Origin of the sequence: Microbacterium testaceum StLB037 (assembly GCF_008763945.1) — a bacterium.
Classification (GTDB): domain Bacteria; phylum Actinomycetota; class Actinomycetes; order Actinomycetales; family Microbacteriaceae; genus Microbacterium; species Microbacterium testaceum_G.
The window spans coordinates 247,607-269,554 of record NZ_VTQH01000001.1; the positions used below are offsets into that span (position 1 = coordinate 247,607).

General features: G+C 71.3%; 23 protein-coding genes. 9 read left to right on the forward strand and 14 right to left on the reverse strand.

The window, feature by feature from the left end; genetic code table 11:
* Nucleotides 1–69 precede the first annotated feature (69 nt).
* A complete protein-coding gene (dapA, locus tag F9B98_RS01245) occupies nucleotides 70–1,047 on the reverse strand; it encodes a 4-hydroxy-tetrahydrodipicolinate synthase (RefSeq protein WP_150951754.1) in 978 nt (325 codons plus the stop codon).
* 96 nt (nucleotides 1,048–1,143) lie between these two features.
* On the opposite strand from dapA, the gene F9B98_RS01250 reads away from it, so the two are divergent.
* On the forward strand, nucleotides 1,144–1,680 hold the full coding sequence (locus tag F9B98_RS01250; RefSeq protein ID WP_150951757.1) for an NUDIX domain-containing protein: 537 nt from the start codon (nucleotides 1,144–1,146) through the stop codon (nucleotides 1,678–1,680).
* Between the two features lie 36 nt (nucleotides 1,681–1,716).
* Here the strand turns inward: F9B98_RS01250 and F9B98_RS01255 are convergent, their stop codons facing one another.
* The 3 genes from F9B98_RS01255 to F9B98_RS01265 are packed head-to-tail and all read right to left on the reverse strand — an operon-like array spanning nucleotide 1,717 to nucleotide 3,777.
* A complete protein-coding gene (locus F9B98_RS01255) occupies nucleotides 1,717–2,469 on the reverse strand; it encodes an SDR family NAD(P)-dependent oxidoreductase (protein ID WP_150951760.1) in 753 nt (250 codons plus the stop codon).
* 1 nt (nucleotide 2,470) lies between these two features.
* Nucleotides 2,471–2,971 (reverse strand): dihydrofolate reductase, encoded by a 501-nt coding sequence (locus tag F9B98_RS01260; RefSeq protein ID WP_150951763.1) that lies wholly within the window; start codon nucleotides 2,969–2,971, stop codon nucleotides 2,471–2,473.
* On the reverse strand, nucleotides 2,968–3,777 hold the full coding sequence (locus F9B98_RS01265) for a thymidylate synthase (RefSeq protein ID WP_150951767.1): 810 nt from the start codon (nucleotides 3,775–3,777) through the stop codon (nucleotides 2,968–2,970). Before F9B98_RS01265 ends, F9B98_RS01260 begins: the two co-directional genes overlap by 4 nt.
* Nucleotides 3,778–3,929: 152 nt before the next feature.
* Here F9B98_RS01265 and F9B98_RS01270 point away from each other — a divergent pair, with 152 nt between their 5' ends.
* The 4 genes from F9B98_RS01270 (at nucleotide 3,930) to F9B98_RS01285 (ending at nucleotide 6,379) form a co-directional block, all read left to right on the forward strand.
* On the forward strand, nucleotides 3,930–4,367 hold the full coding sequence (locus F9B98_RS01270) for a TlpA family protein disulfide reductase (protein ID WP_150951770.1): 438 nt from the start codon (nucleotides 3,930–3,932) through the stop codon (nucleotides 4,365–4,367).
* On the forward strand, nucleotides 4,360–4,932 hold the full coding sequence (locus F9B98_RS01275) for a DUF4395 domain-containing protein (protein ID WP_150951773.1): 573 nt from the start codon (nucleotides 4,360–4,362) through the stop codon (nucleotides 4,930–4,932). Before F9B98_RS01270 ends, F9B98_RS01275 begins: the two co-directional genes overlap by 8 nt.
* A 108-nt stretch (nucleotides 4,933–5,040) precedes the next feature.
* Nucleotides 5,041–5,466: an OsmC family peroxiredoxin gene (locus F9B98_RS01280; RefSeq protein ID WP_144828335.1), complete on the forward strand. Its 426-nt coding sequence runs from the start codon at nucleotides 5,041–5,043 to the stop codon at nucleotides 5,464–5,466.
* Complete coding sequence (locus F9B98_RS01285; RefSeq protein WP_150951776.1) at nucleotides 5,459–6,379, forward strand: TIGR01777 family oxidoreductase; 921 nt, start codon at nucleotides 5,459–5,461, stop codon at nucleotides 6,377–6,379. Before F9B98_RS01280 ends, F9B98_RS01285 begins: the two co-directional genes overlap by 8 nt.
* Before the next feature lie 222 nt (nucleotides 6,380–6,601).
* Here F9B98_RS01285 and F9B98_RS01290 read toward each other — a convergent pair whose 3' ends face one another.
* From F9B98_RS01290 to F9B98_RS01310, 5 genes are all read right to left on the reverse strand, one after another.
* Complete coding sequence (locus F9B98_RS01290; protein ID WP_150951779.1) at nucleotides 6,602–7,054, reverse strand: hypothetical protein; 453 nt, start codon at nucleotides 7,052–7,054, stop codon at nucleotides 6,602–6,604.
* Nucleotides 7,051–7,863, reverse strand: a complete 813-nt coding sequence (gene dapB, locus F9B98_RS01295) for a 4-hydroxy-tetrahydrodipicolinate reductase (protein WP_150951781.1) — start codon at nucleotides 7,861–7,863, stop codon at nucleotides 7,051–7,053. Before dapB ends, F9B98_RS01290 begins: the two co-directional genes overlap by 4 nt.
* A 63-nt stretch (nucleotides 7,864–7,926) precedes the next feature.
* The gene (locus tag F9B98_RS01300; protein WP_150951784.1) at nucleotides 7,927–8,529 is read right to left on the reverse strand and encodes a histidine phosphatase family protein; all 603 of its coding nucleotides are present in this window, start codon (nucleotides 8,527–8,529) and stop codon (nucleotides 7,927–7,929) included.
* Between the two features lie 78 nt (nucleotides 8,530–8,607).
* Nucleotides 8,608–9,633, reverse strand: coding sequence for an aldo/keto reductase (locus tag F9B98_RS01305; protein ID WP_150951788.1), 1,026 nt, complete (start codon nucleotides 9,631–9,633; stop codon nucleotides 8,608–8,610).
* A gap of 230 nt (nucleotides 9,634–9,863) precedes the next feature.
* Entirely contained in the window at nucleotides 9,864–12,161 is a 2,298-nt protein-coding gene (locus F9B98_RS01310) for a polyribonucleotide nucleotidyltransferase (RefSeq protein WP_150951791.1), read from the reverse strand.
* A 304-nt stretch (nucleotides 12,162–12,465) separates the two neighbouring features.
* Here F9B98_RS01310 and F9B98_RS01315 point away from each other — a divergent pair, with 304 nt between their 5' ends.
* A complete protein-coding gene (locus F9B98_RS01315; RefSeq protein WP_150951794.1) occupies nucleotides 12,466–13,779 on the forward strand; it encodes a coiled-coil domain-containing protein in 1,314 nt (437 codons plus the stop codon).
* Between the two features lie 111 nt (nucleotides 13,780–13,890).
* On the opposite strand, the gene F9B98_RS01320 is transcribed toward F9B98_RS01315, so the two are convergent.
* Nucleotides 13,891–15,858, reverse strand: a complete 1,968-nt coding sequence (locus tag F9B98_RS01320) for a GDSL-type esterase/lipase family protein (protein WP_150951797.1) — start codon at nucleotides 15,856–15,858, stop codon at nucleotides 13,891–13,893.
* Nucleotides 15,859–15,981: 123 nt separating this feature from the next.
* Here F9B98_RS01320 and F9B98_RS01325 point away from each other — a divergent pair, with 123 nt between their 5' ends.
* Nucleotides 15,982–16,584: a DedA family protein gene (locus F9B98_RS01325; RefSeq protein ID WP_150951800.1), complete on the forward strand. Its 603-nt coding sequence runs from the start codon at nucleotides 15,982–15,984 to the stop codon at nucleotides 16,582–16,584.
* Nucleotides 16,585–16,677: 93 nt separating this feature from the next.
* Here the strand turns inward: F9B98_RS01325 and F9B98_RS01330 are convergent, their stop codons facing one another.
* Nucleotides 16,678–17,439: a fructosamine kinase family protein gene (locus F9B98_RS01330; protein WP_150951803.1), complete on the reverse strand. Its 762-nt coding sequence runs from the start codon at nucleotides 17,437–17,439 to the stop codon at nucleotides 16,678–16,680.
* Nucleotides 17,440–17,485: 46 nt separating this feature from the next.
* Between F9B98_RS01330 and F9B98_RS01335 the strand changes: the two genes are divergently transcribed.
* Nucleotides 17,486–18,268: a DNA/RNA non-specific endonuclease gene (locus F9B98_RS01335; protein ID WP_191966616.1), complete on the forward strand. Its 783-nt coding sequence runs from the start codon at nucleotides 17,486–17,488 to the stop codon at nucleotides 18,266–18,268.
* 58 nt (nucleotides 18,269–18,326) lie between these two features.
* Entirely contained in the window at nucleotides 18,327–19,022 is a 696-nt protein-coding gene (locus F9B98_RS01340) for a Pr6Pr family membrane protein (protein WP_150951809.1), read from the forward strand.
* Nucleotides 19,023–19,065: 43 nt separating this feature from the next.
* Here F9B98_RS01340 and F9B98_RS01345 read toward each other — a convergent pair whose 3' ends face one another.
* The 3 genes from F9B98_RS01345 to F9B98_RS01355 all read right to left on the reverse strand — a co-directional run bounded on the left by F9B98_RS01345 (nucleotide 19,066) and on the right by F9B98_RS01355 (nucleotide 21,922).
* A complete protein-coding gene (locus tag F9B98_RS01345; protein ID WP_150951812.1) occupies nucleotides 19,066–19,668 on the reverse strand; it encodes a class I SAM-dependent methyltransferase in 603 nt (200 codons plus the stop codon).
* Nucleotides 19,669–20,042: 374 nt separating this feature from the next.
* Complete coding sequence (locus tag F9B98_RS01350; RefSeq protein WP_150955726.1) at nucleotides 20,043–20,690, reverse strand: FMN reductase; 648 nt, start codon at nucleotides 20,688–20,690, stop codon at nucleotides 20,043–20,045.
* Nucleotides 20,690–21,922 (reverse strand): LLM class flavin-dependent oxidoreductase, encoded by a 1,233-nt coding sequence (locus tag F9B98_RS01355; RefSeq protein WP_150951815.1) that lies wholly within the window; start codon nucleotides 21,920–21,922, stop codon nucleotides 20,690–20,692. The genes F9B98_RS01350 and F9B98_RS01355 overlap by 1 nt, the downstream gene beginning before the upstream one ends.
* Nucleotides 21,923–21,948 lie beyond the last annotated feature (26 nt).

Sequence of the window (21,948 nt, forward strand, 5' to 3'; positions counted from 1 at the left end):
GTTTTTGGATGCCGTCACCCGGCATCCGTTTTGTCGCGTCCCTGGCCGCGGTTCGGCGGACGCCGATGCTTATCTCGTGGTGCCGTGTACCTTCGGCAGCGCACCGCCGGCGGCCGCGTTGCGGTCGGGGCGGAAGTTGGAGAAGTCGGCGCCGGCCACGTCCTTCACGAGGGCCAGCTCGTCTTCGATGACCGCGGCTTCCCACTCCTCCGGCCCGACGAGGGGCAGGCGGACGCGGGGGCTGCCGATGCGGCCGAGGCCGTGCAGGATGTACTTCGCCGCGACCGTGCCGGGCACGTGGGTCATCACGGCGCGCACGAGCGGCTCCAGGCTCTTGTGCGCGGCGGTGGCCGAGGCCAGGTCGCCCGCGTTCACGGCATCCACGATCGTCCGGTACGGCGTGGCGGTGATGTTCGCCGTCACGCCGATGAGGCCGCTCGCACCGATCGAGAGGTGCGGCAGCACGTTGGCGTCGTCGCCGGAGAAGTAGAGCAGGTCGGTCTGGTTGAGAACGCGGCTGACTTCGCTGAAGTCACCCTTGGCGTCTTTGATGGCGAGGATGTTGGGGTGCTTCGCCAGGCGCAGGATCGTCTCGTACTTGATCGGCACGCCGGTTCGGCCCGGGATGTCGTAGAGGATCACCGGCAGGTCGGTCGCGTCGGCGACCAGACGGAAATGCGTCAGGATGCCAGCCTGCGTGGGCTTGTTGTAGTACGGCGTGACGATCATGATGCCGTCGGCGCCGGCCTTCTCGCTCGCCTTGTAGAGCTCGATCGCGTGCGCGGTCTCGTTCGAGCCACCGCCCGTGATGATCTTGGCGCGGCCGGCGGAGACGCTCTTGCCGACCTCGACGAGACGCAGTTTCTCGGGGTCGGTGAGGGTCGAGGTCTCGCCCGTGGTGCCCGTGACGACGATGCCATCGGCACCGGCGGTGATGACGTCGTCGATGTGCTTCTCGGTGGCGGGCCAATCGACTTCGCCGTCGGCGGTCATCGGGGTGATGAGCGCGACGAGCACCTGACCGAAGGGATTGCCGGAGTGCGTCATGCCCCCAGGATATCGGTACGCGGCGCGCCGACCTCGGCGCGGTCCCGCGCCCGGGTGAACACTGCGTGACCACGGCCGCGTCCTAGGGTGGGCGTCATGGCCTGGACCACCCGCTCATCGCGCACCGTCTACGAGAACCGTTGGATCCACGTGCGCGAGGACGAGGTGACCGGCCCTCACGGCGACGGTATCTACGGCGTCGTGCGGATGCAGCACCCCGCGGTGTTCGTCGTGGCCCTCGACGACGAGGAACGGATCTGCTTCGTCGAGCTCGAGCGCTACACGACGGGCCGTTCGCTCGAGGTCCCCGCGGGCGGTTCCGACGGGGAGGATCCGCTGGAGGCCGCCAAGCGCGAGCTGTTCGAGGAGACCGGCGTCACGGCATCCGAGTGGATCCCGCTCGGCCGGATGAACGCGCTCAACGGCATCGCCGACGCTCCCGAGTACGTGTTCCTCGCGCGGGGCCTGACGACGACGGATGCCGCGGCCTCGCAGCACGAGGAGGGCATCGACGCCGTGCGGTGGATCCCGTTCGCCGAGGCGCTCGAACTCGTCGCGAGCGGAGCGGTCTCGGACGGCGAGACCATCGGCGCGCTGGCTCTCGCGGGCATCCGGCTCGGGCGATTCCGCTGACCTTCCCGGGGTTCTCCGGACGACCGCCGCGGGCGTTCAGCGGCCGCGCATGGCCGCGCGCACGACCGCGGTGTCGGAGAGGAGCCGTGAGGCGGCGACGAGCGCCTTGTACCGCCACGAGGGGATGGACACCGACCGGCCGCTCGCCGCGTCGCGCAGTCCCTCGCGGACGACCCTCTCGGCGTCGAGCCACATGCCGGGCGGGACCCCCTCTTTTCCCGGCGGCAGACCGAGGCGCTCGTGGAAGTTCGTGTGCACGAAGCCGGGGCACACCGCGGTGACGGTGACCCCGCGGGGGCGGTAGACGACATTCGCCCAGCGGCTGAACGAGATGAGCCACCCCTTCACCGCTCCGTAGGTGCCACGCGGGACGAAACCCGCGACCGAGGCGACGTTCACGATCCGCCCGCTCCCCCGCTCGAGCATCGCGGGCAGGGCGGCATGGGTCAGCCTCATCGCGGCCTCGACGTGGAGGCGGAGATGGCGGACCTCGAGGTCGATCGCATTCTTCTCGAAGGCGAGATCGAGCCCGAACCCCGCGTTGTTGACGAGCACGTCGACGCCCCGGGAGAGACGCTCCTCGACCGCGGCGAGCGCCCCGCCGTCGAGAAGATCGGCGGGAAGCACCTCGACGGAGACCCCCGATCGCGCCCGGATGTCGTCGGCGACAGCGTCGAGAGCGGACCGGTCGCGCGCGACGAGCACGAGATCGGCGCCGCGGGCGGCGAGCTGACGGGCGAACTCAGCGCCCAGGCCCGAGCTCGCCCCCGTGATCAGCGCGACGGCCACGTCAGTCCCCCGTTCGCCGGTAGGTCTCGAAGCGGTAGCGGATGCCGCTGCTCGAGGTGTTCCAGCCCTCCGTCGGGTCGGCGGTCTCGAGCGTCCATCCGTCGATCGACGGAGCGAAGGTGTCACCGTCGACCTCGACGTCGAGGCGCGTGAGCTCGACGACGTCGGCACGGTGGATCGCCTCGGCGTAGAGCCGGCCTCCCCCGATCACCCAGACCTCGCCGCCTCGAGCCCGGGCCAGAGCGTCGTCGAGTGAGGCCGCCCGCTCGGCGCCGTCGTCCGCCCACGCCTCCGAGCGCGTCACGACGATGTTGCGGCGTCCGGGCAGGGGCCGGAAGCGCGGCGGGAGCGACTCCCACGTGCGCCGGCCCATGATCACGTCGCGCGACCCGGTCACCGCGCGGAAGTGAGCGAGATCCTCGGGCACATGCCATGGCATCCCGCCGTCGGCGCCGATGACGCCGCCGTGCGCCTGCGCCCAGACGAGGCCGACCCTGGTCATACCGCGACGGCTCCGCGGATGGCCGGGTGGTGCTGGTAGCCCTCGACCACGATGTCGTCGTAGGTGTAGTCGAAGATCGAGTCCGGCGTGCGCGCGAAGCGCAGCGTGGGCGACGGGTAGGGGTCGCGCGAGAGCTGCTCCTGCACCTGGTCGCGGTGGTTGTCGTAGATGTGGCAGTCACCGCCCGTCCAGACGAACTCCCCCGGCTCCAAGCCCGTCTGCTGCGCGACCATGAGAGTCAGCAGCGCGTAGGAGGCGATGTTGAAGGGGACACCGAGGAACATGTCCGCGCTGCGCTGGTAGAGCTGGCACGACAGCTTGCCGCCGGCGACGTAGAACTGGAAAAGGGCGTGGCACGGGGCGAGCGCCATGTCGGGGATGTCGGCGGGGTTCCAGGCCGACACGATCAGGCGGCGCGAGTCGGGGTCGCGGTGGATCTGCTCGACGACCTGCGCGATCTGGTCGATCGTCCCGCCGTCGGCGGTGGGCCACGAGCGCCACTGCACGCCGTAGACGGGTCCGAGCTCGCCGTCGGCATCCGCCCACTCGTCCCAGATGGTGACCCCGTTGTCCTTCAGCCACGACACGTTCGACTCTCCGCGCAGGAACCACAGGAGCTCATACACGATCGACTTCAGGTGCACGCGCTTGGTCGTGATGAGCGGGAACCCCTCCGCGAGGTCGAACCGGATCTGGCGGCCGAACACGCTCGTCGTTCCCGTTCCGGTGCGATCGGACTTGTGCGTTCCCGTCTCGAGAACGTCGCGGAGCAGATCTTCGTAGGGCGTCGGGATGTCGGCGGTCACGGCCCTCACGATACCCGCGAAGCGTCCGCGTCCGGGTGTCGACGGTCCACTCGGTGGACAGCGCGACGATGCCGTCGCCTGGGGAGGAACGCCGGCGTCACGCAGTGACTCATCGGCCCCTCGCGCCTCACCGCGCATTAGCGTTATGCGTCGTGGACGTGACCTTCGCTCTCCTGGCCGTCGCGGCGCTGGTCGTGCTGACGACGGTCGCCGGCCTCGTGCTCCGTCACCGCCAGGGGCGCGCACGCACCGTCGACTCGGCGGAGGTGGTGGATCCTCGCCTCCTCGGCACCGACCGTCTCGGCACCGAGGCCACCCTGGTCCAGTTCAGCACCGAGATCTGCTCGCGCTGCCCGGGGGTCCGCCGCATCCTGACGCAGGTCGCCGACAGCCGCGAGGGCGTCGACTACGTCGACGTCGACCTGACCCACCGCCCCGATCTCGCTCAGCGCTTCCGCGTCCTGCAGACCCCGACCACCCTCGTTCTCGACCGACGAGGGATCATCCGCACCCGCTTCGGCGGGACGCTCGAGCGCACCGCGGTCGAGAGCGAGCTGACCCGCCTGCAGAAGGAGCCCTCCCGTGCCTGACCCCACCCGCATCGACGCCCGCGGCCCGCGCTTCGCGGCATCCCTCACCGCTGTCCTCCTCCTCGTGGCGACCGCGCTCAGCCTCCTCGGCATCTCGACGCGGCGAGGCGCCTTCGGGTGGTTCGCCTATCAGCCCCTCGCCGACGCGACTTTCCGCCCCGAGGCCTGGGCCGTGCAACAGGCGTCGCTGCTCGGTCGGGCCGCCGATCCCGGCTTCCTGCTGGTGCTCGTGGTCGCGCTGCTGTTCGTCTGGGGCGTCGCGTGGCCGCGCACCGCGCCCTGGGGCGTCCTGTACCGCCGGCTCGTGCAGCCCCGCCTCGCGCCCCCGACCGAGTTCGAAGATCCGCGCCCGCCGCGCTTCGCCCAGGGCGTGGGGCTCTTCGTCACCGCCGCGGGACTGCTCCTGCACCTCGCCGGGGTGCCGTGGGCCCTGCCGATCGCCGCGGCGATGGCGTTCGTGGCCGCGTTCCTCAACGCCGTCTTCGGACTGTGCCTCGGATGCCAGCTCTACCTCGTGCTGCAACGTGCGGGGCTCATCGGGCGACGCGGTCCCGCCGCCGCCTGAGCGTTCCCGCGCAGACCGCTGTCAAGACCCGCGCGGTGTCGGACGCCCTCACTAGGCTGGCCGCGTCGCGGTCGCTCCTGACCGCGCGGACACGTATGGAGGTTCCCCATGGCCGTCACGAGCGAAGCCACCACCGCCTGGAAGGGCAGCCTGTTCGAGGGATCGGGTGAGGTCACTTTCACCTCGTCGGGTATCGGCACGTTCGACGTCAACTGGAAGGCGCGCAGCGAGGGGTCGAGCTCGGTCACGACGCCCGAAGAACTGCTCGCCGGCGCTCACTCGTCGTGCTTCAGCATGGCTCTCTCGAACGCCCTGGCCGACAACGGCACCCCTCCCGAGTCGGTCGACGCCACAGCGTCGGTCACCTTCAAGCCCGGCACCGGGATCACCGGCAGCCACCTCAACGTCAACGCCGTCGTCCCCGGGCTCGATGACGAGACGTTCCAGAAGATCGCCGCCGACGCGAAGGCCAACTGCCCCGTGTCGCAGGCACTCACGGGTATCGAGATCACCCTCGAGGCCACGCTTGCCTGAGACTCCGGCCCGACGCGTCGTCCTTGCCGGCGCGTCGGGCCTCATCGGCTCAGCCCTCATCGACTCGCTCCGCGGCGACGGCGTCGAGGTCACCTCGCTCGTGCGTCGCGAGCCGACCGGCCCCCACGAGGTGCACTGGATGCAGGACGCCAGCCCGCTCGACCCCGATGTGATCGCCGGTGCCGACGCGGTGGTGTGCCTCAACGGCGCATCCATCGGACACTTCCCCTGGACCCCCTCGTACAAGAGCACACTGCTGTGGTCGCGCATCACCCCGACCCGCACCCTCGCGACGGCCGTGCGCGCTCTCGGCGACGACGCCCCGGCCCTCGTCAACGCCAGCGCGACCGGCTTCTACGGATCCCAGCCCGGGGCCGTGCTGACCGAGACGTCGAAACGTGGATCCGGGCTGCTCGCCGACATCTGCGTCGACTGGGAAGACGCCGCTCGCGCCGCCGGGGACGCGGCCCGCGTGGCTCTGCTGCGCACCGCGCCGGTGGTGCACGAGCAGGGCGTGCTCAAGCCGCTACTGCTGCTGACCAAGCTCGGCATCTCCGGCCCGATCGGGCGCGGCACCCAGGTATGGCCCTGGATCTCGCTCGACGACGAGGTGCGCGCCATCCGCCACGTCATCGACTCCGACCTGTCGGGACCCGTCAACCTCACCGGTCCCGAGCGCGCGACAGCCAACGACCTCGGATTCGCCCTGGCTCGTCGCATGAACCGCCCCTACCTCGTGCGCGCACCGATCTGGGGGGTCAAGCTCGCGCTCGGCTCCGACGCCACCGACGCCCTTCTCACCTCGGATGCCGACGTTCGCCCCACCGTTCTGGAGGACAGCGGATTCGCGTTCACGCACCGCACGGTCGAGGAGGCCGTGGCCGCGGCCGTCCCCGCGCACGACGCGGCCTGAGCACGACGGGGATTGAGCCCAGCGCCGCCTGGACGCGGTGGGGCCCGAGCCCAGCGCGGATCGATCCCGACGCGGCCTGAGCGCGGCAGGGGCTGGGCACGACGCGGCCTGAGCGCGGCGGGGGCGGGGCCGACGCGGTCTGAGCCCAGCGGGTGCCAAACCGGGCAGGCTCGGACGCACCGCGTCTCACCGGCGCAGGCCCCGCCGCCCGGCCGTCCGCTTTCAGGCCGCGCGACGCTCCGCCGTCTCGAGGCGTATCGCGGTCCGGATGGCGTCGCGCGCCCGGCGACGATCGCCCGCCGCGTCGTAGGCGAGGCCGAGCCGATACCGCGCGCGCCAATCACCGGGGTGCTCCTCGACGTCGGCGCGATACTTCGGGAACAACGCATCGCCGTCGGCGCGCTCGATGCGTCCGCTCGGACGCACCGGAAGGTCTTCGTCGGGCAGTCCGCCCTCGGCATCCAACCGCTCCCCCAGCTGCTGGGCGCGCACGCCGAACCACAGCTCGCGGCCGATGGCCCAGATGGCCAGGGCCGGAAGTACCAGCAGCGCGATGCCCATCACGACGCCGACGGTCTCGCCGCTCGACAGCAGCACGATGGCCCGCTGACCTGCCAGCACGACGTACATCAACAGCAGCACCGTCATGACGGCGACCGCGACGCGCACTCTCATGCGCTGGTGACGCCCGCCACCTGGCCCGACACGTCGCCATCGGCGATCGGCGCCTCCGCCGGAAGGGGACGGGTGCGCACCCCGATGTCGATGAAGCTGTCGAGACCCACGTGCACTCCGCGCGCCTCGCGCGCCGCGGCGAGGGCGATGCGGATGCCGGGAGCGTAGGCCTTCGCCGGTTCGATCGTGTCGTGCACGATCGTGAGCGACTCCCCCGCGCCGGAGAGGACCGTCTCCTGCCGCGCGACGACGCCCGGCCGACGGAGGGAGTGGATGGGAACCGACGCGACGCGTTGCCCGCGTGCGCGCTGGTCGACGTGGGGCGACTCGACCGGGCCGACCTCGGCCCGCGCGGCCGCGATCAGCTCGGCCGTGCGCACGGCCGTGCCGCTCGGCGAGTCGATCTTCGACTCGTGGTGCGCCTCGACGATCTCGATCGAGGGGAAGAACGGTGCCGCCGCCGCGGCGAGAGCGCTGCCGATCACCGATCCGAGGGAGAAGTTGGGGATGAAGACAGCCCCCGTGCCGCTGTCGTCGACGAGGGAGCGGACGAGGGCGATGCGCTCGTTCGACCACCCCGAGGTGCCGACCAGCACGTTGATGCCGCGTTCGACCGCCGCGCGGACGACGTCGATCGAGACGGCGGGCGTGGTCGCGTCGATGACGAGGTCGGCGCCCTCGATGTCGCTGAGCGGCGATGCCGAGGTCAGGACCGCGACCACCTCGTAGCCCTCTTCGGCCTCGACGACCGCGCGGATCACCCCGCCGAGCTTTCCGGATCCGCCCACGATGGCCACACGCGTCGTCATGCGTCCAGCCTAGGTGCGACCACGCGGCGTCGCGGCGTTATCCACAGACACGCCGCGACGAGCTCAAACGGGGAGCGGATCGATCAGCCCGGTGCGCAGCTCGACCGGCAGATGGGCGAGGTCGTTGTGCGAGAGGAGCGTCCAGGGTCGGCCCTTCTTCTGCGCGATGACGGTCAGTCCGCAATAGGCCTGGTTGATCGTCATCCACCGCCAATCGGGCGCCTGCAGCACCTCGCGGACGAACCACGAGATGACGAAGTTGTGCGTGATGACCAGCTCGTGGACCTCGCCGGTCTTCCGGGCGAGGAACTCGGCGGTGGCATCGGCCATCTGCGCCCGACCGGCGTCGATCTCGGCCTCGGTCACCGAGCCGAAGAAGGGCTCGAACGCCGAGGGCGTCTCGGGCGTCATGCCGGTCGGGATGCAGTCGAACAGCAGCGCCGAGGATTCGGGGGTGACCGCGGGAAGGCGGTCGGCGACGGCCCGGGCCGTCTGCGCCGCGCGCTCGAGCGGGGAATGCCACACCGCGTCGAGAGGGAGTCCCGAAAGGCGGTCGGCCAGCAGAGCGGCCTGACGCTGGCCTCGCGGTGACAGCGGTCCGTCGGACAGGCCGTGCTCGGCATCCTGGTGCTCGCCATGGCGCACCAGGTAGATGTAGTGCGTCACGTCAGCTCACTTCTTCGTCGATCTGCCGTCCCCCGGCCCTCATCGACAAGCCTACGTCACGCCCCCGGCGGGAGTCCGTCACTCGGCGGCGCGCGCGATATCCGCCAGCTGCGAACGACTCAGACGCACCCCGACGGCGCGCATGCACTCGACGACGTGGCGCGGGGCAAGGGCGTTGACGATCGGCGCCGTCACGATCTTCTGCGCGAGCAACCACGCCACCGCGACAGCGGCATCCGGGAGTCCGAGTTCGTTGCCCACCGCGTCGAGAGCGCGCAGCACGCGCGAGCCACGACGGTTCAGGTGCGCCGCGACCTGCGTGGCCCGGACCGACTGCGACGACCGACCCCGGGTGCGGGTCTCGCCGGCGAGGAAGCCGTGGGCCAGCGGGTGCGACGGGGTGACGGCCATGTTCTGGGCCGAGGCGATGAGACGCACGTCGCCCTCGAACTCGGAGCGACGCAGCACGTTGTAGGGGACGTCGAGAACCGTGATGCGCGGGTACCCGGCGGACGAGAGGATCCTCGCCTCGACGAGCTGGGCCGCGGTGTAGCCGTGCGCACCGATCGCGCGCACCTTGCCCGCGTCGACGAGCCACTCGCTGGTGGCCAGGGTGTCCTCGAGAAGCGCTTTGTCTCCTCGGGCGGCGTCGAGGGAGAGCACGTCGATGCGATCGGTGCCGAGACGCGTGAGCGAGGCCTCGACGGCGCGGACGAGGTTGACCGAGTCCAGTCCCGGGTTGTCGGGGTGACCCCCGACCCGCACGGTCAGGACGGTGTCGTCGCGCATGCGGCGGGTGCGCAACCATTCGCCGATGATGAACTCGCTGCGGCCGGCCGCGTAGCTGTCGGCCGTGTGGACGGCGTTGCCGCCGAGTTCCACATAGGCGTCGAGGATCTCGTGGCTCGCACGGGCGTCGACGTTCCACCCGAACTCTCCGCCGCCGAGGAAGAGCGGGAACACGTCGAACCCGGTCTCACCGAGCGGCACGCGCACGTGTGAACCGAGACCGGGGCCCTGCAGGGTGATCGGCGACGACGGGTGCGGCGCGCGATCCCGGCGCAGGCGCGGCGAGGCCGTCTCGTCGACGCCCGAGCCGCTCATGGTGAGGTCCTCTCCCCGAGATGCCGGGTGGCGATACGGAAACAGACGTATCAGCACGCCCCCCGACGTACTACGAGGCTATGCCCTCCGCGGGGGAGGTCCGTTCATTGCCCCGACGTGGCGATAAACATTGCGTAACGCTTGCGCGTGTTCTGTCACGCGCGTCACTTCCGTCACACGGCGGATGCCCGCCCCGCGCGCGGCGGGACGGGCATCCGGTGACGAGAGGATCAGCCCTCGGCGGGAGCCTCGGGGCCCTCGCTCGCCGCGGCCGAGCTCTGCGTGTCGGCAGGCTCGGGCGTGGTGGCGTCCTCGTCGAGCACGGGCTCGAGCGACAGCTTGCCGCGGTCGTCGATCTTCGTGATGCGCACGAGGATCTTGCGGCCGACCGAGAGCACGTCTTCGACGTTCTCGACGCGCTTGCCACCGGCGAGCTTGCGGACCTCGCTGACGTGCAGCAGGCCGTCCTTGCCGGGAAGCAGCGAGACGAACGCACCGAAGGTCGCGATCTTTACGACGGTTCCGAGGAACTGCTCGCCCACCTCGGGGTTGGTCGGGTTGGCGATCGCGTTCACCTGAGCGCGGGCGGCCTCGGCCGAGGGGCCGTCGGTCGCGCCGATGTACACGGTGCCGTCGTCCTCGATCGAGATCTGGGCGCCGGTCTCGTCCTGGATGGAGTTGATCGTCTTGCCCTTGGGCCCGATGAGCTCACCGATCTTGTCGACCGGGATCTGCACGCTGATGACGCGGGGCGCGGTGGGCGCCATCTCGTCGGGAGCGTCGATCGCGGCATTCAGGACGTTGAGGATCGTGAGGCGAGCCTCCTTGGCCTGGGTGAGGGCTGCGGCCAGCACCGACGACGGGATGCCGTCGAGCTTGGTGTCGAGCTGGATCGCGGTGATGAACTCCGAGGTACCGGCGACCTTGAAGTCCATGTCGCCCAGCGCGTCCTCGGCGCCCAGGATGTCGGTCAGGGCGGCGTAGCGCGTCTGGCCGTCGACCTCGTCGGTGACGAGGCCCATCGCGATACCGGCGACGGGGGCGCGAAGAGGCACACCCGCGTTCAGCAGCGACAGGGTCGAGGCGCAGACCGAGCCCATCGACGTCGAGCCGTTGGAGCCGAGGGCCTCGGACACCTGACGGATCGCGTAGGGGAACTCCTCGCGGCTGGGCAGCACCGGAACGAGCGCGCGCTCGGCCAGGAAGCCGTGACCGATCTCGCGACGCTTCGGCGAACCCACGCGACCGGTCTCACCGGTCGAGTACGGCGGGAAGTTGTAGTGGTGCAGGTAGCGCTTGCTCGTGATGGGCGAGAGCGAGTCGATCTGCTGCTCCATTTTGAGCATGTTCAGCGTGGTGACGCCCAGGATCTGGGTCTCGCCGCGCTGGAAGATCGCCGAGCCGTGCACGCGCGGGATGACCTGCACCTCGGCGTCGAGCGGACGGATGTCGGCGACGCCGCGGCCGTCCATGCGGACACCCTCGCTGAGGATGCGACCGCGCACGATCGTCTTCGTGACCGACTTGTATGCGGCGTTGAACTCCAGCGTCGCGACGGCGGGCAGCTCACCCGACTCGACGGCGGCGAGCAGCTGCTCCTTGACCGAGGTCTTGACCTCGTCGTCGGCGTTCTGGCGCTCCTGCTTGTCGGCGATCTGGTACACCGGCACCAGACGGTCGTAGGCGCGACCGGCGACGAAGTCGTAGGTCTCCTGGCTGTAGGCCGGGAAGACCGGGAACGACTGGATCTCCTTCGAGGCGGTGCGAGCGACCTCGTTCTGCGCGTCGACGAGCTGACGCAGGAAGGGCTTGGCGGCCTCGAGGCCCTCGGCGACGACCTGCTCGTTGGGCTTGGTCGCGCCGCCCTTGATCATGTTCCAGCTGCCCTCGGTGGCCTCGGCCTCCACCATCATGATCGCGACGTCGCCGTCGTCGAGCACTCGGCCCGCGACGATCAGGTCGAAGACGGCGTCCTCGAGCTGGGTGACGGTCGGGAACGCGACCCACTGGTCGGCGTGCTCGCCCTGGCCGGGGATGAGCGCGAGGCGCACACCGGCGATGGGACCCGAGAAGGGCAGACCCGAGATCTGGGTCGACATCGAGGCCGCGTTGATCGCGAGCGCGTCGTAGAACTCGCCCGGAGCGATCGAGAGCACGGTGACGACGATCTGGACCTCGTTGCGGAGGCCGTCGACGAACGACGGGCGCAGCGGGCGGTCGATGAGGCGGCACACGAGGATGGCCTCGGTCGAGGGGCGACCCTCGCGGCGGAAGAACGAGCCGGGGATCTTGCCGGCGGCGTACGAGCGCTCCTCGACGTCGACGGTCAGCGGGAAGAAGTCGAATCCTTCACGCGGGTGCTTGCCGGCGCTGGTGGCCGACAGGAGCATGGTCTCCTCGTCGAGGTAGGCGGCGACAGCGCCCTGAGCCTGCTGAGCGAGGCGTCCGGTCTCGAACCGGACGGTACGGGTGCCGAAACGGCCGTTGTCGAGAACGGCTTCAGCGGCGGTGATTTCTGGACCTTCCAAGAGGTCCCTCCTTCTTTGTTTAGGCTCGCCGCCCCGTGTGAGCGGCGAGCTGACATGCGAAGGAGCAGGAACAGACAGAAAGGGCGCGCCGACGAGTCGGCCCGGAAATCCCGGCGACTGGCCACCAGTAGACGACCACCCGGCGATCCGACGGGGAGTCCACCACAGGGGACCAGCGTCTGCCGGCCTGCTCCGTGAGCTCATATGCAATTGAGCGGATGCCAAGACGGCATTCCCCTTCACCCTATCAGCGACCACCCTCCAGGGGTGGGCGACTCGGGGTCTCGTGCTCTACCGTGACCTCATGGGTCCCATCCGTCGCATCCGTCACACGCTTCTCGCGTGCGTCGTGGTCGGCGCGGCCCTCGCCCCCGTCCCCGCCGCGGCGACCCCCCTCTCCACCGGGTCGGCGCACCCTCTCGCGGCCGTGGACCAGAACGCCGTCGACCGGGTGAAACAGGAATTGGATGCCGCGGAGAGCACCGCCGCGCAGGCCTCGCGTCGTGCGCTCGAGGCGTCGGCCGTCGCCGAGCGGACCCGCCTGCAGGCCGAGACCACGGCTCAGCGCGCGGCCGAGCTCGAGGCGCAGAGCGCCGCGGCCGACGCTGCCGAGACCTCGACCACGGCGGCCGCGGGCCTGAGCGCGGCACGGCTGTACCGCACGGTCGGAGAGGGCCCGCTCGTCGCGCAAGTGCTCACGGACGCCGATCCCGACTCCCTGCTCGAGCGGCTCGGCATCCTGGATCGCGTGTCCGAGGTCGCCGCGCGCACCGCGGGCCGGGCCCGCAGCGCCGCCGGCGTCGCCTCGTCGCTGCGGGATCAGGCCGAGCGGGCTCGGGAGGAGGCGTCGCGTCTCGCCGCTGACGCGCAGACCACGGCCGCCACCGCCCAGAGCGACGCCGACGCCGAGGCGGTGACCGTGCGCGAGGCCCAGGCGCGACTCGACGACCTCTACGCCCAGCTCGCGGCTCTGCGCGAGACCACCGCCGCCCAGGAGCGGGCGGCGCGCGAGCAGGAGAAGATCCAGCGCGATGCCGCGCAGGCGGGCGGGTCGGCGGGGGCCGCGGCCGGAAGCGGCGCGGCGTCCGGCGGCGGTGCGTCGGGCGGCACGGGCGGCTCCGGCGCGAACGGCAGCGGTTCGAACGGCGGCGGCTCGACCGGCGGCAGCTCGAACAGCGGCGGCTCCGGCGGCGGTTCGAACGGCGGCTCAGCGAGCGGCGGCGGGAGCAGCTCCGGAAGCAGCGGCGGAAACAGCGGCGGAAACAACGACGGCTCGGGTGCGGGCTCCACCGCCCCGGCGGGGCCCATCATGAGCCCGAGCGAGGCGCGCTCCGCAGCCCGCGGCGCGATCGGCCGCTACGGCTGGGGCGAGGACCAGTTCTCGTGCCTCGTCTCCCTCTGGAATCGCGAATCGGGCTGGCGCGCCGACGCCTATAACGCGGGCAGCGGTGCCTACGGCATCCCTCAGGCGCTCCCCGGAGACAAGATGGCATCCGCGGGGCTCGACTGGCGCACGAACGCCGTCACCCAGATCTCGTGGGGGCTGTCGTACATCAGCTCGCGGTACGGCTCGCCGTGCGGGGCGTGGGATCACTCCCAGCGCACCGGCTGGTACTGAACCCCGGCCGAGATCACACGTCCCGCACGAGAGCACGCGGACCTGCGGCGCGCGATCGTGCGCGCTCGTGCGAATCGTGCGATCTCGCGCACCGAGACCGGGCGTCGAGCCTCACACCGCGTCCGCGCGCTCACGGTCGCCTCTGGTCGGCAGCTCGACGTAGCCGGCGTGCTTGGCGACGATCCCGTCGCCGGCGGTGCGCCCGCGCACGCGCCGCCACACCCACGGCAGGGCGTCGCGCGTAAGCCAGGTTCCGCGCGGCCGATCGCCGTCGTCGGCGTGCAGGGCTTCGTCGAGCCCGAGCAGCGCCCGCGCGTCCGGCACGCCCAGCGCCTCCGCCGCGCGATACGCGACGAGGCGGTGGCCGGCGGAGCTCAGGTGCACGAGGTCGTCGGCCCACATCGGCGCGTCTCCGATCTCGCCCACGGCCTCGAGATCGAGAAGGATCGCCCCCTGCTCCGCCGCGATCCGGCGCAGGTGCACGTTGTACGCCGCGAAGCGCCGCGCGAACACGCGCGCAGCGGGACGACGCGGCAGGAACGTCGTCACCAGCACGACGTCGGCACCCGTCCGGCGCACCGCCCGCACCGCCGACTCGACCTCGGCCACCAGCGCCGCGAGCACCGGGGCGGGGCCGACGAGGTCGTTCGCCCCGATGAGGATCGACACGAGATCGGGCTCGAGGGCGAGAGCGGCCGGGATCTGCTCGTCGATCAGGTGGCGCACACGGCGGCTGCGCACGGCGAAGTTGGCGTAGCGGAACGGCCCCTGGTCGGTCGTGCCCGCGAGCAGCTCGGCCAGCCGATCGGCCCACCCGCGGAACTGTCCCGACGGCATGCGCGACGCGTCGCACAGCCCCTCGGTGAGCGAGTCCCCGAGCGCCACGAAGCGCGTCCATCCCCCTCGACTCCGGGATGCCACGGTGCCCGACGGTCGCGGACCCCCGCGCCGCAGCAGGCTGTCGTCGACGCGGCGGAGGGCGATGGCATCCCGATAGTGCTCGACGAGAGCCCCGGTCAGGGCCGCCCACGTCCCCCCCTCCACCGAACCGCGGGCCGCGCGGCCGAAGGCGCGGCGCTTCGCCTCGTCGCCGACGAGGTCCGCGACGCGGGCCCGCAGGTCGTCGAGGTCGCCGGGCTTGTACAACCAGCCGTCGACGCTCGATCGCACGAGATCCAGCGGCCCGCCGACGCCCGTGGCCACCACCGGCACGCCGCTCGCGAGGGCCTCCTGGATCGTCTGACCGAAGGTCTCGCTCTCCCCCGGGTGCACGAAGACGTCGAAGCCCGCGAGGGTCGACGCGAGCTCTGCACCTCCCAGGTGGCCGGTGAACACGGCATCCGGGATCGCTTTCTCCAACGCCGGACGCGACGGCCCGTCGCCCACGATCACCAAGCGGGTGTCGGGCAGATCGGCGAGAGCGCGCAGGTCGTCGACCTGCTTCTCGGGCGCGAGGCGGCCGACGTACCCGACGATGCGTTCGCCGTTCGGGGCGATTCGCGCCCGCCACGCCTCGTCGCGGTGCCCGGGGGCGAAGCGCACGGCATCCACTCCCCTCCCCCATCGGCGGATGCGGTCCACGCCCAGCCTCTCGAGCTGGCGAGTCGAGGCCGACGAGGGTGCGAGCGTGAGGGTCGCGCGGCGGTGCAGGCGAGCGACGTGTCCGGCGACGAGGGCCGTGGCCTGCGGGAGACCGTACTTCTGCGCATACGCGACGACGTCGGTCTGGTAGACCGCGACCGAGGGGATCTTGAGGGCGTCGGCGGCGGCGAGCCCCTGCCAGCCGAGGACGAAGGGGGATGCCAGATGCACGACGTCCGGATCGAACTCGCGCAGCAGCGCGCCCAGGCGGGCCGCGCGGGCGAACACCACCCGCACCTCGGGGTACGAGGGCAGGGGCACCGATCGCAGCAGTTCGGTGCGGGCTCCGTGCAGGTCGGCGGTGACGTCGCCGGATCGAGGGGCGATCACGAGCGTCTCGTGGCCCGCCTCCGCCAGATGGCGCAGGACATGGAGAACGGAACCGGTGACCCCGTTCATGTGCGGGAGGAAGGATTCGGCCAGCAGCGCGACTCTCACGTGACCAGGGTGGGGTGCGCGACGGGCTCGCGGGCGCCGACGTTCGCGATGTTCACCGGATGCTCCGTCGGGCGTCACTCCCGCGTCGGCGGGGCGTCTCGATCGGCGGCGGAGAGTGACGGGATGGACGGAGTCGACGCCTGGCTGCAGGCGATCGCGGCGAGCCCCTGGGCCCTGCTCGGCATGGCAGTGCTGGTCTTCGCCGACGCGTTCCTCGTGGTGATCCCGGGCGAGGCGGCGGTCACCGCGTTCGGAGCCCTGGCCGTGTCGCACGGGACGCCGCCGCTGGCCGGAGTGATCCTCGTCGCGGGGGCTGCGGCGTTCGCGGGTGACGCGTGCTGCTACCTGGTCGGACGCCTCGTGGGCGTCGAGCGATGGGCATGGATGCGCGGACCGCGCGTCTCGGCCGCCCTGGACTGGGCGCGGGCGCGGCTCGAACGCAACGCCGCCGTCGTGCTCTTCACGGCGCGCTTCGTGCCGTTCGCCCGTCTCGCGGTGAACCTCGCCGCGGGCGCTGCCCGGGTGAATCCGGTGCGCTACCTCGGAGTCGCGGCGGTCGCGGCGCTGGCCTGGGCGGCGTATCAGGCCGTGATCGGCGCGGTCGTGGCGGCGCTGGTGCCCGGCGGACCCGTGGTGGCGGTGGCGGTGTCGATCGCGCTGGCGGTGGGGATCGGCGTGGGGATCGACCTCGTGCTCGCGCGGCGGGCGGCGGCGCGGGGGGCGTGAGTTCGCAGAATGTCGAGAATCTCGCACCCCTGCCGCGGGAAACTGCGAGATTTGCGCATTTCTCCGAGATCCCGGATGCCGGCACCCCGGCGCTCAGGCCAGTGCGAGCGTCTGCTCCGCGGCGTCGACCAGCGCCCGGCCGTACGAGGGACCGTGGCCCGCGGCGTGCACCGCCAGGGGGTGCAGCTGATGCAGGGGCACGCGCTCGCGCCACCCGTCGCGCAGCGGGTGCGCGCGGTCGTACGCGGCGAGGATCTGCTCGAGGAACGGGCACCCGAACAGCGCGAGCATCGCGAGGTCGGTCTCGCGGTGGCCGCCGTGCGCCGCCGGGTCTATGAGCACGACGCCCTCGCCCGACCACAGCACGTTCCCGGCCCACAGGTCGCCGTGCAGGCGCGCGGGCGGTTCGTCGTCGTCGAAGGCGCCGTCCGCGATCAGGGCGCAGGCTCGAGCGACGACCTCGGCCCCGGATGCCGACAGGTTGCCGACCGCGACGGCGATCGGAACGAAGGGCTCGACGCGCTGAGCGGCGTAGAACGCTCCCCAGCTCGGGGTCGGGTCGGCGGGCTGCGGGCGTCGTCCGATGTAGATCCCGCCCTCCCACCCGGGCGGCGGCGACCCGAAGGCCTCGGCCCCGGCGGCATGCGTGGCGGCGAGCGCCGCACCGAAGGCCGCGGCGGAGGTCGACGTGGGGGCGGTCTCGGCGACGCGCTCGAGGGCGATGCGGTCATCGCCGACGTCGACGACCCGCACCGTGCGGGCGCCTCCGGCGTCGGAAAGCCACCGCAGACCTGCCGCCTCCGCGGCGAAGAAGCCGGCGGGGGCGTCGTCGCGGGTCTTCACGAGCTGTTCCATCGCCCCAGTCTGTCGCGATGTCGGAGGTCCGCGGCACGATGAGTGCATGAGCGACGGTTACGACCCCGACTTCCTCGGCATCCGCCTGCCCCTCCCCTCCCCCGACCGCGCGACGACGCGTCTCGATTACCCGCGCTTCTCGGTGCTGCTCGACCAGGAGCGCCGGTTCGCGGCCGTCACCGGCGTGGTGATCGACGGTGCCTCCTTGCGCGAGCAGCCGCGCACCGGCGAATGGCGGCTCGATCCGCGGGTTCCGGCCTCGGCGCAGGCGGGCCCCGAGATCTACAGCCGCAACGACCTCGACCGCGGTCATCTCGTGCGGCGCCGCGACCCCGGCTGGGGTTCGGCGGATGAGGCTCAGGATGCCACCGAAGCGACGTTCTTCTACACGAACGCCGCTCCGCAAGCGGCCGGGTTCAATCAGTCGAAAGAGCTGTGGCTCGGCCTCGAAGACCACGTGATCGCCTACGCCGAGTCGACCGATCAGCGTCTCGCGGTGTTCACGGCACCGGTGCTCGGGGGCGACGACCCGCCGTATCGCGGCATCCACGTGCCGCTGAGGTTCTGGAAGATCGCCGCGTGGCGCCAGGGCGACTCTCTCGGCGCGGCCGGGTTCGTGCTCGATCAGAGCGACCTCGTCGACACCCGGCAGGGGCTCGTGGTTCCCCCGCTCGGGGCGTTCCGCACGTTCCAGGTGCCGATCGCCGAGATCGCGGGCGAGGCCGGCATCGACGTCGGGGCGCTGGCCGGTGCCGACACCCTCGTGCGACGGGGACTGCGGCCGGTTGCGGCGCGAGAGCTCCGGGGGGTCGCCGATATCGTGTGGTGAGACCCGGGCGGTGCGCACGGGCCTATGACGCCGGGGCGGCGCGTCCTAGCATGAGCGCGTGAGCGGCTTCACCCCGACGGGCGTACGCCTCCCGCCGATGAGTCGGGGGCGTCGCCTCGCGGTGCGCGGGTACTTCGGCACCCTCGCCGTGGGACTGCTCGTGACCCTCATCGCCCAGTGCATCCTCACGGCGTCCGAGGGGCGGAGTCTCGCGAACACGTTCAGTTACTTCACCATCCAGTCGAACGTCCTCGTCCTGGTCACCTCCGCGATCCTCTGCGCACGACCGCGCCCGTTGGGAGCCACGTGGTGGCGGCTTCTCCGGCTCGCGGCCCTGGTCGGCATCACCGTCACGGGCATCGTGTACGTGCTCTTCCTCGCGCGCTCCGTGCACCTGACCGGACTCGCGGCGCTGTACAACCAGGTCTTCCACCACGCGGCACCGCTGCTGACGCTCGTCGGCTTCCTCGTCGTCGAACCCCGCCAGTCCTTCCGCTGGAGCGATCTCGCCTTCCTCGGGTGGCCGGTGGCGTGGCTGGTGTACACGATGATCCGCGGAGCCTTCTTCGACCCCCGGTTCACCGGCTTCGCCCCGAAGCCCAGCAACTACCCGTACCCGTTCCTCGACCCGAGTCAGGCGCCGCTGGCCGAGATCATCGGGTCGATCGCCTTCGTGTTCGTTCTGCTGCTCGCCGTCGGGGTCGCCTACGTGTTCGCCGACCGACACAAGCCCTTCCGGCCCGGCCGCCGGTGAGTCTGTCCCGGGTGGCGGTGCCCGGCGGTCGCGCCCGCGCGACCTAGCGGACCCGCACCGCGTGCAGCAGCGTGTCGATCGCTGCGGCGGAGTGGCCGTCGCGCAGCTCAGCGTCGGCGCTCGTCCGGGTGACCCGCTCGCAGCGCTCGATGCGGAAGCGGTCGTCGAGTGCTCCGCGCAGCAGTTCGGGCGAGTAGAGGATGGTCGGGTCGCTCGGCCCGTGCCCGCCAGCGGCGATGTTCTCGACGTCGTGGCCGAGGACGATCAGGGTGCCGCCGGGCGCCACCCAGTCGGCAATGCGCGCGACGGCCGCCGCACTGTCGGGTAGGTGCAGGTAGCACGAGACGACGAGGTCGACGAAGGCCTCGGGATGCCAGTCGTGTACGTCCGCGGTCGTCCAGGTGACGGAGTCGCCCCCGGGCCGCGCTGCGGCGAGCGCGAGGCCCGCGCTCGAGAAGTCGACGCCCGTGCACGCCCACCCACGGTCCGCGAGCCAGAGTGCGGTGCGGCCGTCGCCGGTCGCGACGTCGATCGCCGCTCCCGGGGTGAGGGCCGCGGCGATCTCGCGTACGACGGCGGGGGGCTGCGTGGCCCAGACTCCCCCGGCGGAGGCGCGGTATCGCTCGTCCCACTGCGCGGCATCCATTCCGTCTCCTTCTGCTCGGGTCCACCCTAGGTCGGCGCCCGCGGCTCTCGGGCCCACGCTCGGCGATCCGCACAACCTCAGCCCGAAACCCCGAACCACGACTGAGCCTGCGCGAATAGCTCGCCCTGCGCCATGCCGGCACCCTCGCCGGGCATAACCTCAGCGATCCGCACAACCTCAGCCCGAAACCCCGAACCACGACTGAGCCTGCGCGAATCCCTCACCACGCGCCGCGCCGCGCCCCGCCCGCGCCTCGGACAGCCTCAACCCCGAACCCGATGCCGACAGACCCCGGGCGAGTCCTCACCACCCCACCCCGGGCAGCACGAAACCCCGCCACCCGCACCAGCGGGCGACGGGGCTTCATCACGGGGTCACTCCCCCGACAGACCACCCAGCAGGTGCCCGAACGAACGGCCCTCGCCGAGGTAGGACGACGGGTCGAACGGGTCGGCGTCGCGGACGGGTTCGCGAGCGGCGATGGCATCCGCGAGCTCCCGCGCGCCGCGGTCGACGCGCGAGCCGAGCGGAGCGACCTCGTCGGCATTCGCACCCCAGTCGCTGGATGCCGCGAACACACCGGTCGGCACGGGGTTGGCGTGCAGGTAGGTGAAGAGCGGGCGGATCGCGTAGTCGATCGCGAGCGAGTGCCGAGCCGTGCCGGCGTTCGCGCCGATCAGCACGGGGGTTCCCGCGAGCGCCTGCGGGTCGAGCACGTCGATGAACGACTTGAACAGCCCCGAGTAGCTGGTGGAGAAGATCGGCGTGACCGCGATGATCCCGTCGGCCGAGACAACCGCGTTGATCATCTGCTCGAGGGCGGGCGGGGCGAAACCGGTGAGGAGGTTGTCGGTGAGGTCGTGCGCGTAGTCGCGCAGCTCGAACACGTCGGCCGTCGCGTCGATCCCGCGCTCACGCAGCTCCGCGAGTACGGCGTGGCTGAGCCGGTCGCCGAGCATGCGGGTCGATGACGGCGTCGACAACCCGGCGGTGACGACGGCGATGCGGCGAGCGGCGGACATCACGCGCCGATCTTCGTCGCGGCCGCACCGAAGGCACTGCCCGAGCGAGGCGCGGCATCCTGGTACGGGCTGCCCGCGACCATGTTGTCGCCCCGGTTCGCGCCCGGAACCGCCTGTCGCGGGGCCGCACCGGCGTAGATCTTCTCGACCTGATTGGCGTGCGTGGGCGCGTCGGGCACCTCGGCCGGACGGTTCTTCTGCAGCTCCTTGCGCAGCACCGGCACGACCTCGGAACCGAGGATGTCGAGCTGCTCGAGCACGGTCTTGGTGGGCAGACCCGCGTGGTCGATGAGGAACAGCTGACGCTGGTAGTCGCCGAACGTCTCGCGCATCGCGGCGTAGCGGTCGATGATCTGCTGCGGCGAGCCGACGGTCAGCGGGGTCATCTCGCTGAAGTCCTCGAGGCTCGGGCCGTGACCGTAGACCGGCGCGTTGTCGAAGTACGGGCGGAACTCGCGCACCGCGTCCTGCGAGTTGGCGCGCATGAACACCTGGCCGCCGAGGCCGACGATCGCCTGCTGCGGTGTGCCGTGGCCGTAGTGGGCGAAACGCTCGCGGTACAGCGTGATGAGGCGCTGGTAGTGCTCCTTGGGCCAGAAGATGTTGTTCGCGAAGAACCCGTTGCCGTAGTACGCGGCCTGCTCGGCGATCTCGGGCGTGCGGATCGAACCGTGCCACACGAACGGGGGCACCCCGTCGAGGGGACGCGGGGTCGAGGTGAAGCCCTGCAGCGGAGTGCGGAACTTCCCCTCCCAGTCGACGACGTCTTCACGCCACAGCTTGTGGAGCAGGTCGTAGTTCTCGATGGTCAGCGGCAGACCCTGCCGGATGTCCTTACCGAACCAGGGGTACACCGGTCCGGTGTTGCCGCGGCCGAGCATGAGGTCGGCGCGACCGCCGGAGACATGCTGCAGCATCGCGAAGTCCTCGGCGATCTTCACCGGGTCGTTCGTGGTGATGAGCGTCGTCGAGGTCGTGAGGATGAGTCGCTCGGTCTGGGCCGCGATGTACGCGAGCGTCGTCGTGGGCGACGACGACCAGAACGGCGGGTTGTGGTGCTCGCCGAGGGCGAAGACGTCGAGGCCGACCTCTTCGGTGTGCTTCGCGATCGTGAGCGTGTCCTTGATGCGCTGAGCTTCGCTCGGCGTCTTGCCCGTGGTGGGGTCCTGGGTGATGTCGCTCACCGTCATGACACCGAACTGCATTCCGGGCCAGTTGCTCGTCTCACTCATGATGCGCCTCCTACTTGTATGCACCT

Bases quoted from the DNA above. Each gene is read 5' to 3' on its own strand.
- F9B98_RS01335 (WP_191966616.1), top strand. From the start codon at position 17,486: ATGAGCGACGGTTACGACCCCGACTTCCTCGGCATCCGCCTGCCCCTC.
- F9B98_RS01305 (WP_150951788.1), bottom strand. From the start codon at position 9,633: ATGAGCGGCTCGGGCGTCGACGAGACGGCCTCGCCGCGCCTGCGCCGG.
- F9B98_RS01260 (WP_150951763.1), bottom strand. From the start codon at position 2,971: ATGACCAGGGTCGGCCTCGTCTGGGCGCAGGCGCACGGCGGCGTCATC.
- dapB (WP_150951781.1), bottom strand. From the start codon at position 7,863: ATGACGACGCGTGTGGCCATCGTGGGCGGATCCGGAAAGCTCGGCGGG.
- dapA (WP_150951754.1), bottom strand. From the start codon at position 1,047: ATGACGCACTCCGGCAATCCCTTCGGTCAGGTGCTCGTCGCGCTCATC.
- F9B98_RS01325 (WP_150951800.1), top strand. From the start codon at position 15,982: ATGGACGGAGTCGACGCCTGGCTGCAGGCGATCGCGGCGAGCCCCTGG.
- F9B98_RS01330 (WP_150951803.1), bottom strand. From the start codon at position 17,439: ATGGAACAGCTCGTGAAGACCCGCGACGACGCCCCCGCCGGCTTCTTC.
- F9B98_RS01345 (WP_150951812.1), bottom strand. From the start codon at position 19,668: ATGGATGCCGCGCAGTGGGACGAGCGATACCGCGCCTCCGCCGGGGGA.
- F9B98_RS01355 (WP_150951815.1), bottom strand. From the start codon at position 21,922: ATGAGTGAGACGAGCAACTGGCCCGGAATGCAGTTCGGTGTCATGACG.
- F9B98_RS01250 (WP_150951757.1), top strand. From the start codon at position 1,144: ATGGCCTGGACCACCCGCTCATCGCGCACCGTCTACGAGAACCGTTGG.
- F9B98_RS01350 (WP_150955726.1), bottom strand. From the start codon at position 20,690: ATGTCCGCCGCTCGCCGCATCGCCGTCGTCACCGCCGGGTTGTCGACG.
- F9B98_RS01290 (WP_150951779.1), bottom strand. From the start codon at position 7,054: ATGAGAGTGCGCGTCGCGGTCGCCGTCATGACGGTGCTGCTGTTGATG.
- F9B98_RS01280 (WP_144828335.1), top strand. From the start codon at position 5,041: ATGGCCGTCACGAGCGAAGCCACCACCGCCTGGAAGGGCAGCCTGTTC.
- F9B98_RS01315 (WP_150951794.1), top strand. From the start codon at position 12,466: ATGGGTCCCATCCGTCGCATCCGTCACACGCTTCTCGCGTGCGTCGTG.